The sequence below is a fragment of the Maribacter confluentis genome (assembly GCF_030505015.1).
Lineage (GTDB): Bacteria > Bacteroidota > Bacteroidia > Flavobacteriales > Flavobacteriaceae > Maribacter > Maribacter sedimenticola.
The window spans coordinates 3,793,942-3,809,660 of record NZ_JAUKUC010000001.1 but is presented as its reverse complement, the minus strand read 5'-3'; the positions used below and the strand labels follow the sequence as shown (position 1 = coordinate 3,809,660).

Here is a 15,719-nt window from a genome sequence, read left to right as displayed (position 1 = left end):
TATTGTAATATCTTGCGGGTCCTTAATCACACAAGTAGATTATTGGTTTTTAATTATGATCCAAAACTTATAAGTGAGCGTATATATTACAACCCCCAACTAAGTTTAATGAAAAATTGTTTTTCAAGTTATATAGGAATTTTAGTTTTATTTTTTGTTGTTAAGATAAATGCTCAAGTTGCTTATCAAGAAGCTTTTACCAATCTAAATTTTAATTTTCCGGTAGAGATTCAGAACAGTAACGATGGTACAAATCGTTTATTTATTGTGGAACAGCCAGGTATCATAAAAGTGTTCCCTAACAGGGCCAATGTAACCGCAGGCGAACTATCCACGTTTTTAGATATCAGTTCCATTGTTACTTATAGTGTTGGTCAAGAAATAGGACTTTTAGGTCTTGCATTTCATCCAAATTATGCATCTAACGGATATATCTATATTTACTATATAGACCGTCCCAGCAATTATAGAATTAACATAGCACGCTATCAAGTCGATGGCTCCAACCCAAATAGAATTAATCCAAATTCAGGTTTGGTACTTGCCCAGTACACCAAAAATCAAGCTGATTCTAACCATAATGGAGGTAAAATTGCTTTTGGTCCTGACGGTTATCTTTATATTTCCGTTGGCGATGGTGGTGGCGCCGCTGATCCACAAGTAAACAGCCAGAATTTAAATTCGGCTTTTGGTAAAATATTGCGCATAGATGTTGATATAGATGGTAACAACACCCAATCTCCCAATGGTAGCTATGAGATACCCTCAAACAATCCAAGAGTCGGTCAATCAGGGTTAGATGAACTCTATGCATGGGGTATACGAAATACTTGGAAATTTTCATTTGATGATAACGGCAGATTATGGGGTGCGGATGTTGGTCAAAATTCCTATGAAGAGATAAATTTGATTACAAATGGTGGCAATTATGGTTGGAACAAGTTTGAGGCCAATTCAGAACCAAGTTATGGAAGAACGACCACCTTGTCCACATCACCAGATATTAAACCTATATTTTTCTACGACCATAGTGCCTCTGATGTTTCAATAACAGGAGGGTACGTATATAATGGCTCACTTACAAGCGCAAGTCTTCAAAATAAATACATCTATGCCGATTATATTTCCGGAAGGGTTTGGGCACTAAGTTATAATGCTAGTAATGGGAGTACAAGTAATGAATTGTTGTTCCAGACCAGTGGACAATACATATCCAGTTTTGGAGAAGATGAAGCAGGTGAACTGTACTTTTCGGATTATGGATCCAGCGTAAAAGTTTATAAATTAACGGAAACGGTTACGGGACCTGTAACCACACCGGTTAATGGTATTGGCGAATGGAAATCAATCACCTCCGGTACAAATGGCATAGTGGAAACAATTGCGGAATCCCCAGCGGAAATGAAATATGTGGGGGGTAATTTTAGTACTGCCGGTGGAATTGGTGTTAATAATCTGGCCGTACTTAACGCTTCAGATGAATGGCAAGCATCCATAAATGGTAGTAACGGTATAATTTACTCCATAGATGTGGCACCGGATGGTACGGTTTATGCCGCTGGTGACTTTACGACAATAGGGGGAATATCCGCCAATAATATTGCCAGATGGAACGGTTCATCCTGGGCTGCGGTAGGATCGGGCACCAATGGACCTATCCTAAAAATAAAGACAGATGCTACAGGTGCCCTTTATGCAGGCGGTACCTTTACAGATGCTGGAGGACTTACCGCCAACAATATTGCCAAATGGGAAAATAATGTTTGGAGTACGTTGGTCGATGCTTCAACAGGTATTGCAGGAACCAATAATGAAATTAGGTCTATCACATTTGACGATAACAATATGATGTACGTTGGTGGTAATTTTGACACGGCCGGCGGGGTTTCTGCGGCAAGAATTGCCCAATGGAATGGCACTAACTGGTCTGCTCTTGGTACGGGTACCAGTGGATTTGTGCAAGCAATCGAATCATCTGGTAATTATTTATATGTTGGTGGAAACTTTTCTATTGCTGGTGGCAATACGGTCAACAGAATTGCCCGGTTCAATAAGACAAACCAATCTTGGGAAGCGCTTGGTAACGGTTTAAGCGGTAATGTTAATGCTATTGTGTCCAATGGCTCTTATGTTTATGTAGGTGGAACTTTTGATACTGCAAGTGATAACGGAAACGTAGACAAAATAGTAAACAACCTCTCCAGATGGAGTGCAGCAAACGGGTGGGAAGCATTAGGACCCAATACCGATGTGGGTGTAGATGTTAGGGTAAATTCTTTGGTATTTACCAACAATGGCTCCGAGCTTATCGTTGGTGGAAATTTTGGCACGGCCGGAAATTTAAGTACCAACAATATTGCGATCTGGAGTGAGAATTTTTGTACTGAAGATAGTATAATACCTGAATATAGGGTAAACGGAGTGTTTGATAGTGGTAGCAATTCAATTACGGTCAATGAAGGTGATGAATTACTTTTGAGCATATTACCAAATGGTGTAAACTTCACCATTTTATTGCCAAATGGCACCACGGTTAATGGGGATTATGATTTAGGCTCTATGAACACTACACTTTCCGGATCATATACCTTCGAGACCGAGCAAGGCTGTACGGAAAATTTAGAAATTATAGTTCAGGGCACAACGTCAAATGATACGGACAACGATGGTGTCATAGACGCAAATGACAATTGCCCCAATACACCAAATGGCGAAACCGTAAACGCCAATGGTTGTTCACAGAGCCAATTGGACGATGATAATGATGGGGTTGCCAATATTGATGATTTATGTTTAAATACTCCAGATGGTGAAGCTGTGGATGTCAATGGATGTTCTTCTAGTCAATTAGACAGTGATAATGATGGGGTGTTCAATAATGTAGATACGTGTCCTAATACCCCGGAAGGAAATACGGTAGATGAAAATGGATGCTCCTTAAACCAATTAGATAGTGATAATGATGGTGTAAATGATGCAAACGACGATTGCCCCAATACTCCATCCGGAGATGTTGTGGATGAAAATGGCTGCACCGTTCAAACTCCTTTAGATAGTGATAATGATGGTGTAATAGATGTCAATGATGGATGTCCGGATACCCCTGAAGGAGAACCAGTAGATTCCAATGGATGCCCAATACCACCGCTTGATGGAGATAATGATGGTATTAATGACGATGTTGATCAATGTCCAAATACACCGGCAGGTGCAACGGTAGATGAAAACGGATGTTCGCTTTCCAACTATGACAACGATCAATTTAGAATAACTACCAATGGGGCCACCTGTATAGATTTAAATAACGGTTCCTTAATGATACAATCCAAAAACACAGATAATTTCATAGCCACCCTTACGGGTCCGGTAGAGGAAATAGTTCTGCCTTTTTCAGAAGAACTTACCATATCCAATTTAGCAAATGGTTCGTATGACTTATGTATCACATCCATTAATTTTCCAGATTATGTAAATTGTTCTAAGTTTACAATTGTAGAACCAGAACCGTTACAAGTGCAATTAGATGTTGATAACATAACCAATAGTGTAGCACTTAAAATGCGGGGTGGTAATGAATATACCGTTGAAGTAAATGGTAAGAGCATGGTAACCACCAACAGTGAAATTAATTTGCCGTTATATGAAGATGTCAATATAATCAAGGTAACCTCTAATCAATTATGTCAAGGTATTTTTGAAGAAACCGTTATTTTGGAAAATATGTTTCTCATATATCCAAATCCGGTAGAAGATGTACTTAACATTGATTTGAAATCATTAACTTCAGACACTATAGATATCGCAATATATACTGAAGCGGGGCAATTGATTTCTGTAGAAACATATCTGGTAGAATCAAAAATTATAACCTTGAATACAAGTAATTTGGTAACGGGAGTTTATTTTTTAAAATTAAAAAATGAACAATTGGATAAATCTTTCAAGCTTATTAAGTCATGAGAAAAAGCTTGTTTTTTTTATTGATCGCTACCTGTTTTTCCTGTGGAGTAGATTTAGATGTTCTGGATATACTGGGCACTGATCAGACCATAGCTTTAACCTTTCCAGAAAATGATTCGGAATGTACAGAGGGCACCATAGTCTCTGACACACAGAGCGAATTAGTTTTTAAATGGCTTGATGAAAATAATTCTAGTCCGTATACCGTTCATTTAACCAATGTCTTGGCCGCTAGTACAGAAACATACGATAGCAATGATCAGGAATTGGCAATTATTTTAGATCGTGGAGTAGTTTACTCATGGTTCGTAACAGGTAAATTGAACACAAGCAGTGAAACCTGGAATTTTTATAATGCTGGCCCTGGCGTGGCATCTACCATTCCATTACCTGCCATAGCCATTTCACCTGTATCTGGCGCTACAATATCCCAAACGAGTACAGCGGTTAATTTAATATGGCAATCGGAAGATGAGGATAATGACATTATTGGCCATGACCTTTATTTTGGGGAAACAGATGACCCGGAAATTTTTGCAGCAGATATTCTTGAAACAAGATTTGATGCCATTGAAGTTACGTCAGGTAAAGTGTATTACTGGAAAGTAGTTACCAAGGATAGTAATGGTAACGAATCAACTTCACCAATATTTACATTTACGGTAGCTTAATAATGTATTAAAAAATTTATTTGCCCCTTATTTAAACTACAATTTTTGAAAATAAAAAACCCCGCACATTTTATAATGAACGGGGTTTTTCTTTTTAATTATTTTTAAAATTCCACAACCTCAAATTCTGACCTTCTGTTGACCGCATGTTTCTCTGCTGGACAATATGTATTGTCATCACATTCATTCAACAAGCGCTGTTCTCCAAAAGCTTCTGTCATTATTCTTTCAGGTGCAACACCTTTACTTAATAAATATTCCTTTGTTCTAGTGACCCTACGCTCTGAAAGCCAATCATTATATGTAGAAGTACCTCTAGAGTCTGTATGAGATGTAACTTTTAATTTTAAAGTCGGTATTTCCTCAAAAATTTCCGCCATTGCATCTAAGACCTTCTTGGAATCATTGTTTACATATGAAGAGTTCAAATCAAAATAAACATTGCCCAATTGCTCTATTCTTGACTTTATAGCCTGCTTCTTACGATTAAGCTTGTCTAATCTTTCCCTCTCCGCAGCGGCAAGTGCATCTTCCTCTTTTTGCTTTTTCAATTGGGCTGCCAATAATGCCTCTTCCTTTAGTCTATTGACTTCATTGATAGAATCTCTTTGGCGTTGCTTTTCTTTTTCAATAGCGGCCATAAGCGCCAACTTTTCCTCCCCGCGCTTAGAAAGCCCTTTTTCAATACCAAATTGGTAAACCACACCCGCGGCGTGCTGTATATGATTGGTAACCTCATTACTGGTCGTCATGGCCCATTTACCAGTTGAATTAAAATCTAGTCCCCAACGGTCAGAAAACCACGTTCTAAACCCAACAACGGCATTATAGGTTCCCCTACCCTCATTATTGGCATCGGTATAACCAACACCAACTCCAATATAGGGGTCAAACCATCCGGTCTGACCAATAATTTTATTTATATCATAGGTTACCCTACCATCAAAAGCATAATAAGGTATATCTTCTAGAATAATTTCCTCATCTATGGTATTCCCCTTCATGTATCTGTTATACGATCCGATAGCTTCAATCCCTAGACCATTTTTAAAATATCTTCCAATGCTTACGCGAGAAGGATAAGGTACAATATTCCATTCCTGTCCAACATTGAAAATACCATCGAACACATTTCCTGAATCATCTACGGCATTAAAACCAACACCAACAATCCAAGAACTTTGAACAATGCTATCCTTGGAAGTAATTTGTAATTCATCTTGGGCAAAGGCAGAAAAACTAATACCTAGTAAAACCAAAAAAGTTAAAAATTTTGAAGTTTTCATTATAATTAATTTGGGTTAAGGTGTAAAATTAAGAGAAAGTATTGAATTCTTTATAGAAGCACTATGAACAACATTATAAATCGATAGTATGTTGAAAATCCGCAATTTACCGGTGAAATCTTATTCTATGACAACAGATTCCCCATGAATTGGGAGTTTGTAGACGGTTACGGGTCTGGTCATTGCAGTCAATTCCGAATTCTTTTTAATCTTTGTTTTTCGCAAGATGAGATTCTTACCTATACGTGATTTAATTTTTAAACCGGAATTTACATTTGCTTCCCCGGGCTCCAAACGATAACCAGTTCCTTACTAAAATCAATTTTTGGTATTGGCAGTCCTGGTTTTCTTGTTCTATTTAAAACACCAAAAAGCTCAGAGAGTGACTTTTGATCCTTGATGACCAAAAACTGTTCTGTGTCATGCCCACCATAATTATCCATTACCAAAATCTCCATGGTTGTTGAATCTGCATTTGCAGTATTTTGTTGTCCTTTACAGGACAGCAAGAAGAAAAAAGCCAAACTGCCGGTAATCAATATAGATTTAAGCATTGTTAAACCGTCCTTTATAAGCTCTTTGATATACCTCCTCATATAAGGGCAAAACTTTTTGAATATCGAACTTATGGGCTTCTTTGACCGCATTGTTCTTAAATCTTTCCAACACTTCATCATCACTTAAAATAGTAAGTGCCTTAGAAGCCATATCTTCGACATCACCAACCTCACTAAGAAAACCGCTTACACCATCTAGATTGACTTCTGGTATACCACCGGCGTTACTGGAAATTACCGGTACCTTATTGACCATTGCCTCTAATGCCGCAAGACCAAAACTTTCTGTTTCTGAAGGCAATAAAAACAAATCCGAAAAACATAAAATTTTATCTATCTCATTACTATTGCCAAGGAATATGACCTTCTCCGCAATGCCCAGATCCTCACATAAACGTTCCGCTCCCTCTTTTTCCGGCCCTTCACCTACCATAATCAATTTAGCAGGTATGGACAGTTGAATCTTACTAAACACTTTTACTACGTCTGCAATTCTTTTAACTTTTCTAAAATTACTGATATGGGTAATAATGCGTTCATTATCATTGGCCATATTTGACCGTTGACAATCGGTAAAGGAAGTACTGTATTTTTTAGTGTCTATGAAATTAGGAATCACTTCAATTTCACCCTTAATATCAAAAATTTCCAAAGTGCCTTTCTTCAGGCTTTCAGATACGGAGGTTACAACATCAGACTGATTAATGCTAAAGGTTACGGCAGGTTTATAAAAAGGATGCTTGCCTACCAAAGTAATATCCGTACCATGTAAGGTTGTAATCATAGGTAAATAAATACCTTCTTCTTCCAACATCTTTTTAGCCATATAGCCCGCATAAGCATGCGGAATGGCATAATGCACATGCAACAAGTCTATTTTATGTAATTTAATAGTATCTACCAGTTTACTTGATAGCGCCAACTCATAGGGTTGGTAATGAAATAAAGGATACTCCGGTACATGGACCTCATGAAAGAAAATCCTATTGTTCAATAATTCTAAACGAACGGGTTGTTTATAGGTAACAAAATGGACTTCGTGCCCCCTATTGGCCAAGGCAATTCCTAATTCTGTTGCTACAACGCCACTACCACCAAAGGTAGGGTAACATACTATTGCTATTTTCATCATAGCAAAATTACCTTTTTAATTTAAAATTGAGTCGTAAATAACTTGTTGAATTCTAGTTCTTAACCCAGATTTAACTAAAAGGGTATTGGAAGCAGACGGGTAGGTTCTATTCGATAAAAAAACATACACAATTTTCTCCTCTGGATCGGCCCATGTGTAAGTACCCGTAAAACCGCTATGTCCAAAGCTTTTTCTCGAAACACAGCCACATGTTGGCCCGCTATGCTCTAACTGTGGTTTGTCAAAACCTACTCCTCTACGTACGTTTTTATCGCAAAAATAACAGGTGTTGAATTTTTTAACGGTCCGGGAATCAAAAAACTTGACACCCCCATAATAACCATCTTGTAAATACATCTGCATAATTTTTGCCACATCATTGGCATTACTAAATAGACCGGCATGACCACCAACCCCACCTTGCATGGCTGCTCCCATATCATGAACATAGCCTTGCACAGTTCCATATCTATAGTAATTATCCTCCTCTGAAGGGACAATGGCTTGCTTTTTAAACTTATCCAGAGGATTGTACGTTGTTTTGTTTGCCCCTAGGCGGCCGTAAAGAAAATTTTGCGTTAAAAAATTTAATGGTTGGCCATAGTTCTTTTCTATTACTTTTTTCATAACATAATAGGGAACATCACTATAGCGATATCTGTTGGGCTTAAGGTCTTGTCTCCCAATTCTATTATATATACTGTCTTGATAAGCATCTGTCAAATATAGCTGGTCGTATACTTTTGTAGAAAAACCCGGTATAGGTTCCGTTCTATAAAACTCAGAGGAAGGCTTCCTATCCTTGTCCAAGGTATCGATATAAAATGCGATCCATGCAGGCAAACGTCCATAATGGGAAAGAGCTTTAAGTACGGTTACGTTCTTTATTTCCGTATCAGAATAGTTGGGGACTAATTCCTCAAAAGTATCATTAAGTTCAATAGCTCCATCTTCTTCCATTTTCATGACCATGGGCAATGTTGCCAGTATCTTGGTCAATGAAGCCAGATCATATATATGTTCATTGGTAATATTTTCTTTACTATCATAAGTAGGTTTACCAAAACTTTTTTGATAGACTACCTTTCCTTTTCTGGCTACCAATATTTGCGCACCCGGGAACATTAAACTATCCAAACCACCTTGGACCATACGGTCTATATTGGCCAATCCTTTGGAACTTAACCCTACCCTTTCTGGCAAGCTATACCCTAGCCTACTCAGAGATGCGGTCTTAATACCTGTATTGACCGGAAACTCCCTATGTGACGAAACCGGCAATTTACCGGATGCACCAACCGCCCCAAACAACACTTCAGCTGTTTTTTCCTGAGCTATATCACTATTTTGATACGCCATGACAACGGCATCTACACTTGCTAAATTTGCAATAGCCGAAAGTGCATATGGTTTTGCAAATACACATAAAATTAAATTAGAGGTCCGTTCATTGGCTATCTCCTGTAAGTCCCGTAATTCCTTATCCAAAAATTTGTATGATTTCCATGGGCTTTCATTGCTTTTATGGTGGCCTACGATAACCAGATTAAATTCCTTTAGTTTTATTTTTAACTGATTAATGTCATTTGCCTCAACTACCGTTACTTCTGTAAATTTTTGAAGGGCTTTTAAAAAAGCATCGTTTTCCGCATCGCCAGATTTTACGTACGCTATTTTTTTATTGTCCAAATTTTTAATGGCCACAAGTTCCATATTATTCTTTACCACGGTAATGGCATTTTCTATAGCTTCTTCATAAATGATATCGTTCTCCAGGCTGTTCAAATCCTCATATAGCCGATCTATGACAACGGGCCTGTAATTTTGTAGACCGGCCTTATATTTAGCCATAAGAATTTTTTTGACCGAATATGCCAAACGTTGTTCAGTTAACCTCCCATTTTGATAAGCATTGGTTAATTTCTTCTTGGCACTTACAATATTTTCCGGCATTAACAACATATCGTTACCGGCCATAAAAGCTTTTAATTCTACCTCACCATCCGCACCTTGGGTAGAAACACCTTTCATATTAAGGGCATCTGTAAATATCAGTCCTTCATACCCCAAATCCTCTTTCAATAGTCCTGAGATAATCTGTTCAGATATAGAGGAGGGCATACCCTTTTTCAGCTCCAAGGCAGGAACCTCAAGGTGTGCCACCATTATACTACTTAATCCAGAAGCTATTACCTTTTTAAATGGATAAAGCTCTATGCTATCCAAACGGTCTTTGTTAAAAGGTATTACCGGTAAATTATGGTGGGAATCTACAGCGGTATCACCGTGTCCGGGAAAATGTTTTCCATTTGCCAAGACCCCTGCACGCTCCATTCCTTTGATAAAAGAAATTCCTTTTTGGACAACATTATCACGATCCTCACCAAACGAACGGTTTCCAATAATAGGATTTTCAGGATTAGTATTAATATCCAGGTCAGGAGCAAAATTAATATGGACTCCAAGCCTTTTGGCATGTTTACCGATTTGATACCCTACTTTCTCCACGATAGTACTGTCCTGAATTGCTCCTAAAGTCATATTCCATGGAAAAGCATATGTAGAATCCAATCTCATGGACAAACCCCACTCGGCATCCATCCCAATTAATAATGGGATATTTGCAACACGTTGATATTCATTGGTTAGTTTAGCTTGGCGAACTGGTCCGCCCTTAGAAAAAATAACACCTCCCAAATGCTCTTTTTCTATAAGATCTTTAATTGCATTGGTTGACTGTTTGCTCTGATCTGAAGCAACACTTACCATAAACAACTGACCCAATTTTTGATTTAAACTCATTTGGGTATACTGCTCCTCTACCCAACGTTGCTGTGCAAGGCTGTCTACAGTGACTAAAGGATTTTGGGCATGGGCAACAAACCCATAAAAACAAGCAGTTAATGTAATTAAAAATAAGCGCATAGTACGATGTGTAATGAGATAACTATAATAGAATTAAATTATTGTATTTCATCGATAAAACCCAATAAACAAAAGGAAAATGAAAGTAGTCGCCTATAAGAAACGGGCATGCCAACTCTCTGAAGCCGGCACTTCCCAAAACTCTTGGTATTCCCCTTTATCGGTTACCAAATTATTGAAGACTATGGTATTCTTGGATATTGCTTTTTGTTTGGCCATTGCTTTAAAATCAAGCAAACTTTTATAGGCAATGAATTCACCTTGCTTATAAGACACGTTCATTTTATCAAGTAACATTACATCATATTTTTTCTCTAGCTGCTGTATAAAATGTACAGAGGCATCTATGGAACAACCTGTGGCATTTTGTGCACTTTCATCTAAAGCAATGACGATAAAACGTCTATATCTTATTTCATAACCAGCGTTTAGATCATTGCCATGCGCAGTCCACCCCTGTAAAAAGGAATCCAAGTCCGTTTGTAACGAAACAAGTTCTTCTTGGGTGAAAGACCTGTTGCATTGATATATCCAAACTCTGGCGTTATCCGGTAATGTATTGAAATCTACTAACAAGTTATGTTATTTTAAAAGTTAAATTGGGACGTAGCATATTATAAATCTTCTGCAGTAGCTATTAACTCTGCGATATCCATAACGGCAACACTATTTTCTTTTTCTTTATTTTTTACTCCATCGGTCATCATGGTATTACAAAAGGGACAACCTGCAGCAATGATTTCAGGTTGTGTTTCCAACGCCTGTTCTGTACGTTCAATGTTAACATCCTTATCTCCTTTTTCAGGTTCTTTGAACATTTGTGCACCACCAGCCCCACAACAAAGTCCGCGCTGCTTACAATTTTTCATTTCTACCAATTCTGCATCTAATTTTCTGATTAGATCTCGTGGCGCTTCATATACGTCATTGGCCCTACCTAAATAACAAGGGTCATGAAAGGTTATACGTTTACCCTTAAAGGTACCGCCCTCCATAGTAATTCTACCTTCGGAAAGAAGTTGTTTTAAAAATTGCGTGTGATGAACAACCTCATAGCTACCTCCAAGACCAGGGTATTCATTTTTAATGGTATTGAAACAATGCGGACATGCCGTAACTATTTTTTTTATCTCATAGGCATTCAGCACTTCAATATTGGTAACCGCCTGCATTTGAAATAAAAATTCGTTCCCTGCACGTTTAGCTGGATCTCCGGTACAACTTTCCTCAGTACCCAATACGGCAAAAGACACATTGGCCTTGTTCAGGATCTTAACGAAGGCTTTAGTGATTTTTTTTGCCCTATCATCAAAACTACCTGCACACCCTACCCAAAATAAAACTTCAGGTACTGTACCAGATGCAAAAAATTCTGCCATTGTAGGCACTTTTAATTCGTTTGCCATAATATACTTTAAGATTCCTTACTCCAGTTTAAACGGTCCATTTGATTAAATGGCCAAGGTGCTCCATTATTTTCAATATTACCCATCATGTTATTCAAATCTGAAGGAGCCGCAGATTGTTCCATTACTAAATACTGCCTCATATCCATAATTATGGACAAAGGATCTATACTTATAGGGCAGGCTTGCACACATGCATTGCAAGAGGTACATGCCCATAATTCTTCTGGGGTAATATAATCATTCAATAATTGTTTGCCATCATCCACAAACTCCCCTTTGTTTTTATCCATAATGGCACCAACCTCCTCCAATCGATCACGCGTATCCATCATGATTTTTCGGGGTGATAATTTTTTACCTGTTTGGTTTGCAGGGCATTCATTTGTACATCTTCCACACTCCGTACAAGTATAAGCGTTTAAAAGCTGTACCCAACTTAAATCCTGAACATCAGAAGCACCAAACTTATCCGGTACCGCCGCATCCTCCGCTGGTTCCGCATAAGGGTCTGCTTCTGGATCCATCATCATACGCACTTCGTTGGTAACGGCATCCAAGTTTTTAAACTGTCCTTTGGGGGTCAATTTTCCATAATATGTATTTGGAAAAGCCAAAAGAATATGTAAATGTTTGGAATAATAGAGGTAATTCAGAAAAAACAATATTCCCGCAATATGCAACCACCAAGCTGTTCGTTCAATTATTACTAAGGTTGATACGGACATATTTTGAAAAAAAGGCGCTATAAAACTACTGATCGGATAAGAACCGGCATTTACATAATGCTCCGCCCCCATTTGCTGTAATTGATAATCTGCCCCGTTCATGGTCAGAAAAAGTACCATTAACACAAGTTCAATATAAAGAATAAGATTACCATCTTGCTTTGGCCAACCTTTCATTTCCGGTTTTAAAAAACGCTTGAGCTTTATAACATTTCTTCTTGCCCAAAATATAATCACCGCTACAATGACCAGAAATGCAAGAATTTCAAACGATCCAATTAAAAAATCATACACCGATCCTAAAACGGAAAAAAGCCTATGCGTTCCTAAAATACCGTCAAGGATAATTTCAAGTACTTCAATATTGATTATAATGAAACCTACATAAACAATAATATGCAATATTCCTGCTATTGGCCTAACGACCATTTTGGTTTGTCCCAAGGCTATCTTAGCCATGTTTGTCCAACGTTGTGCTTTGTTATCCGTAAGATCAGCATCCTTACCTAAGAAGATATTTCTCTTAAGTCTTGAAACATTTTTGACAAAAAAACCGATCCCAGCGATCAGTAATATGATAAAAATTATATTGGGGAGGTACTGCATATATTTATTCTTCTATTTTCTCTGCGGGATCATCTTCAGGAACCGTATATTCCTTTTGTTTTTTGCCGAAAACCGATACGTTGACATAGCGTTTGGGGTTCAACCTAAAATCCTGTAAGAGCAAATCCAGCTCTTTACTGGAATTATTTAAATTATTGTAAAGTTCCTTGTCCGTCATTAACATGCCCAAAGTACCATCACCGCTTTCTATTTTTTGTGTTACCTCGTTCAAGTTTGCCAACGTAGCTTTTAAACTGGATAACGTTTCACCCAAACCTGCCGCATTTAAAGAATCGGACAAGTTTGCGAAATTTGTGGTTAACTTCTCAAAATTTTGCAAAGAATTATCCAAACTTTCTTTATTGCCATTTAAAAGGGAATTTAATGAAGAAGCACTACCGTTTAAGCTAACGATAAGGTCATTTAACCCTACAATTACTTCTTTCAACTCTTTTTTTGTTTCTGTATCCAATACGGAATTTACGTTTACCAACACTGAATCCGCACCAGAGATTGCAGATTCAAATTTACGCACCAACGGGGTAAGTTTCTGTTGTGCCAAATCTGTAATACCAGGTCTTGTCTGTGTTGGAAGGGTATCTCCTGATTGCGCTTCTCCCGTAGCATCAAAAACCGGTTTAATCTGTAATCCTTTACCACCAATAATTCCGGTATCATACAGTTCTACTACACTATTCTTTGAAAATTTAAATTCGTTGCCAACCGTGAAAGTTACCAACAAATTTCCCTGTGCATCTAAAAACTTAATATCATTGACCTTTCCTACATTAAAACCGTTAATAGAGACCGAAGTGCCCGGCTGTAAGCCTCCAACGTTGGCGTATACTGCATAAAATGTTTTGCTATTGTCAAATATGGGAGATGATTTTAAGTAACTAAATCCCATTATGAACAATAGAATTCCTCCTATAACAATAATACCCGTTTTTAATTCTCTAGATAGTTTCAAGCAAATATAATTTTAGTACTCTCAAAATTAGGAATAAAATTTACACTTTAAGGGGTTAAATCAGAAACCTGGTCAATTGCTTCTTGAATAGGAATTCTTTCCCCCAGTCTATATGCCACAATGTATGCGGTTTTGTACCCTTTATCAACCGCCCTGGACTGCATCATTTTGGCTTCCCTGTAAGATTGAGTTTCTCCGTACATATATCGGTACAAATTTTTAAAAGGTTCTTGTGACAAGTTGGTCAAACCCTTAAAATTAGAAGCATCAAGCGGCACATTCTTACTACTTGCCATTAATTGTATTTTAAAAACTATAGAAGACGCTACTTCCTTGGGCGTTATGGCCTCTTTTTTCTTTTTGACCTCCACTATTGGGTCGTCGATGATTTTTTCAGGAATCTCATTTTTAGTAGTAGCTGGTGTAGTGGTGGTCTTGGCCACATCGTTTTCTTTTTGAACTGCCGGTTCTTCTTTTTTTATCACAACTACATCTTTCTTATCTTCTATTTTCTTGACCGCTTCATCCTTAATAGTATTTGCCTTTGTCTGCGCTACTGTAGTCTCAACAACACGCTCGGTAGGCTTGACCCCTTCCTTATAATTTAATATAGCCTGGGCAATTGCCTTTCCCATTTCGGTCTGGCCTTTTTGTGAGTTCAGATAAGTACCCTCTTCTTTATTGGTCAAAAAACCGGTTTCAACCAACACGCTGGGCATAAAGGTTTGATGCAAAACAATGAACCCTGCTTGCTTTACCTTTCTATCCGTTCTTTTTAAGGATTTTGAAAAATTTTCCTGAATCATGGTAGCCAACGCCACACTTTGGTCTAAAAATTCTTCCTGCATTATCGTAAGTCCTATTACGGATTCCGGCGAGTTGATATCGTAATCCGCATACCGGTTCTCGTAGTTATCCTCTAAATAAATTACGGAGTTTTCTTTCTTGGCTATTTCAAAGTTCTGTTTGTTGGCATGCAACCCAAGCACAAAAGTTCCTGCTCCATGGGCGTCTGATGTGTGGGAGTCACAATGAACGGAAACAAATAGGTCCGCGTTGGCCTTATTTGCTATTTCCCCTCGCACAAAAAGATCTACAAAAGAGTCGTCCTTACGGGTATAGATTACCTTGATATCCTTGTTCTGTGATAACAACTCGCCCACCTTTAACACAATATTCAATGCAATTTTCTTTTCTAAATAACCATTGCCCAAGTTACCTGGATCATGACCTCCATGACCGGCATCGAGCACCACAATAAAGGGATCGTCAGATTTGATTTCTTCCACGGGAACAACAAATGATTGAAGCAGAAATGTCGTTGCCAAAACCAGTAATGTGCAAATAGCTTTTATTTTCATAAGTATTAGGGATTCTCTAGCCCCATATAATGGTTAAATTTATTGTAAGACCCTACATAGGGAATAAAAAATATATGTAAGTTTGGCATCTGAAACAATGGCTCATTGTACTGCCAA

11 protein-coding genes are annotated in these 15,719 nt (G+C 37.9%); 2 read left to right on the top strand and 9 right to left on the bottom strand.

Annotation, left to right across the window (positions count from 1 at the left end):
* Positions 1-12 precede the first annotated feature (12 nt).
* Positions 13-3,960: a PQQ-dependent sugar dehydrogenase gene (locus Q2T41_RS16730; RefSeq protein ID WP_304437009.1), complete on the top strand. Its 3,948-nt coding sequence runs from the start codon at positions 13-15 to the stop codon at positions 3,958-3,960.
* Entirely contained in the window at positions 3,957-4,631 is a 675-nt protein-coding gene (locus tag Q2T41_RS16725) for a fibronectin type III domain-containing protein (protein ID WP_304437008.1), read from the top strand. Before Q2T41_RS16730 ends, Q2T41_RS16725 begins: the two co-directional genes overlap by 4 nt.
* Before the next feature lie 104 nt (positions 4,632-4,735).
* On the opposite strand, the gene Q2T41_RS16720 is transcribed toward Q2T41_RS16725, so the two are convergent.
* The 9 genes from Q2T41_RS16720 to Q2T41_RS16680 form a co-directional block, all read right to left on the bottom strand.
* Positions 4,736-5,917 carry an OmpA family protein gene (locus Q2T41_RS16720; protein WP_304437007.1) on the bottom strand — a complete coding sequence of 394 codons (1,182 nt, stop codon included), beginning with the start codon at positions 5,915-5,917 and terminating at the stop codon, positions 4,736-4,738.
* A gap of 269 nt (positions 5,918-6,186) precedes the next feature.
* On the bottom strand, positions 6,187-6,513 hold the full coding sequence (locus tag Q2T41_RS16715; RefSeq protein WP_304437006.1) for a hypothetical protein: 327 nt from the start codon (positions 6,511-6,513) through the stop codon (positions 6,187-6,189).
* On the bottom strand, positions 6,464-7,603 hold the full coding sequence (bshA, locus tag Q2T41_RS16710; RefSeq protein WP_304437470.1) for an N-acetyl-alpha-D-glucosaminyl L-malate synthase BshA: 1,140 nt from the start codon (positions 7,601-7,603) through the stop codon (positions 6,464-6,466). The genes Q2T41_RS16715 and bshA overlap by 50 nt, the downstream gene beginning before the upstream one ends.
* An 18-nt stretch (positions 7,604-7,621) precedes the next feature.
* Complete coding sequence (locus tag Q2T41_RS16705) at positions 7,622-10,531, bottom strand: serine hydrolase domain-containing protein (protein ID WP_304437005.1); 2,910 nt, start codon at positions 10,529-10,531, stop codon at positions 7,622-7,624.
* 93 nt (positions 10,532-10,624) lie between these two features.
* Positions 10,625-11,107, bottom strand: coding sequence for an ABC transporter ATPase (locus Q2T41_RS16700; RefSeq protein WP_304437004.1), 483 nt, complete (start codon positions 11,105-11,107; stop codon positions 10,625-10,627).
* 38 nt (positions 11,108-11,145) lie between these two features.
* Positions 11,146-11,937, bottom strand: coding sequence for a (Fe-S)-binding protein (locus Q2T41_RS16695; RefSeq protein ID WP_089261707.1), 792 nt, complete (start codon positions 11,935-11,937; stop codon positions 11,146-11,148).
* 8 nt (positions 11,938-11,945) lie between these two features.
* Positions 11,946-13,271 (bottom strand): 4Fe-4S dicluster domain-containing protein, encoded by a 1,326-nt coding sequence (locus tag Q2T41_RS16690; RefSeq protein ID WP_304437003.1) that lies wholly within the window; start codon positions 13,269-13,271, stop codon positions 11,946-11,948.
* Positions 13,272-13,275: 4 nt separating this feature from the next.
* Entirely contained in the window at positions 13,276-14,241 is a 966-nt protein-coding gene (locus tag Q2T41_RS16685; protein WP_304437002.1) for an MlaD family protein, read from the bottom strand.
* Positions 14,242-14,288: 47 nt separating this feature from the next.
* Complete coding sequence (locus Q2T41_RS16680) at positions 14,289-15,602, bottom strand: N-acetylmuramoyl-L-alanine amidase family protein (protein WP_304437001.1); 1,314 nt, start codon at positions 15,600-15,602, stop codon at positions 14,289-14,291.
* Positions 15,603-15,719 lie beyond the last annotated feature (117 nt).

Bases quoted from the DNA above. Each gene is read 5' to 3' on its own strand.
- bshA (WP_304437470.1), bottom strand. From the start codon at position 7,603: ATGAAAATAGCAATAGTATGTTACCCTACCTTTGGTGGTAGTGGCGTT.
- Q2T41_RS16705 (WP_304437005.1), bottom strand. From the start codon at position 10,531: ATGCGCTTATTTTTAATTACATTAACTGCTTGTTTTTATGGGTTTGTT.
- Q2T41_RS16715 (WP_304437006.1), bottom strand. From the start codon at position 6,513: ATGAGGAGGTATATCAAAGAGCTTATAAAGGACGGTTTAACAATGCTT.
- Q2T41_RS16690 (WP_304437003.1), bottom strand. From the start codon at position 13,271: ATGCAGTACCTCCCCAATATAATTTTTATCATATTACTGATCGCTGGG.
- Q2T41_RS16720 (WP_304437007.1), bottom strand. From the start codon at position 5,917: ATGAAAACTTCAAAATTTTTAACTTTTTTGGTTTTACTAGGTATTAGT.
- Q2T41_RS16725 (WP_304437008.1), top strand. From the start codon at position 3,957: ATGAGAAAAAGCTTGTTTTTTTTATTGATCGCTACCTGTTTTTCCTGT.
- Q2T41_RS16695 (WP_089261707.1), bottom strand. From the start codon at position 11,937: ATGGCAAACGAATTAAAAGTGCCTACAATGGCAGAATTTTTTGCATCT.
- Q2T41_RS16680 (WP_304437001.1), bottom strand. From the start codon at position 15,602: ATGAAAATAAAAGCTATTTGCACATTACTGGTTTTGGCAACGACATTT.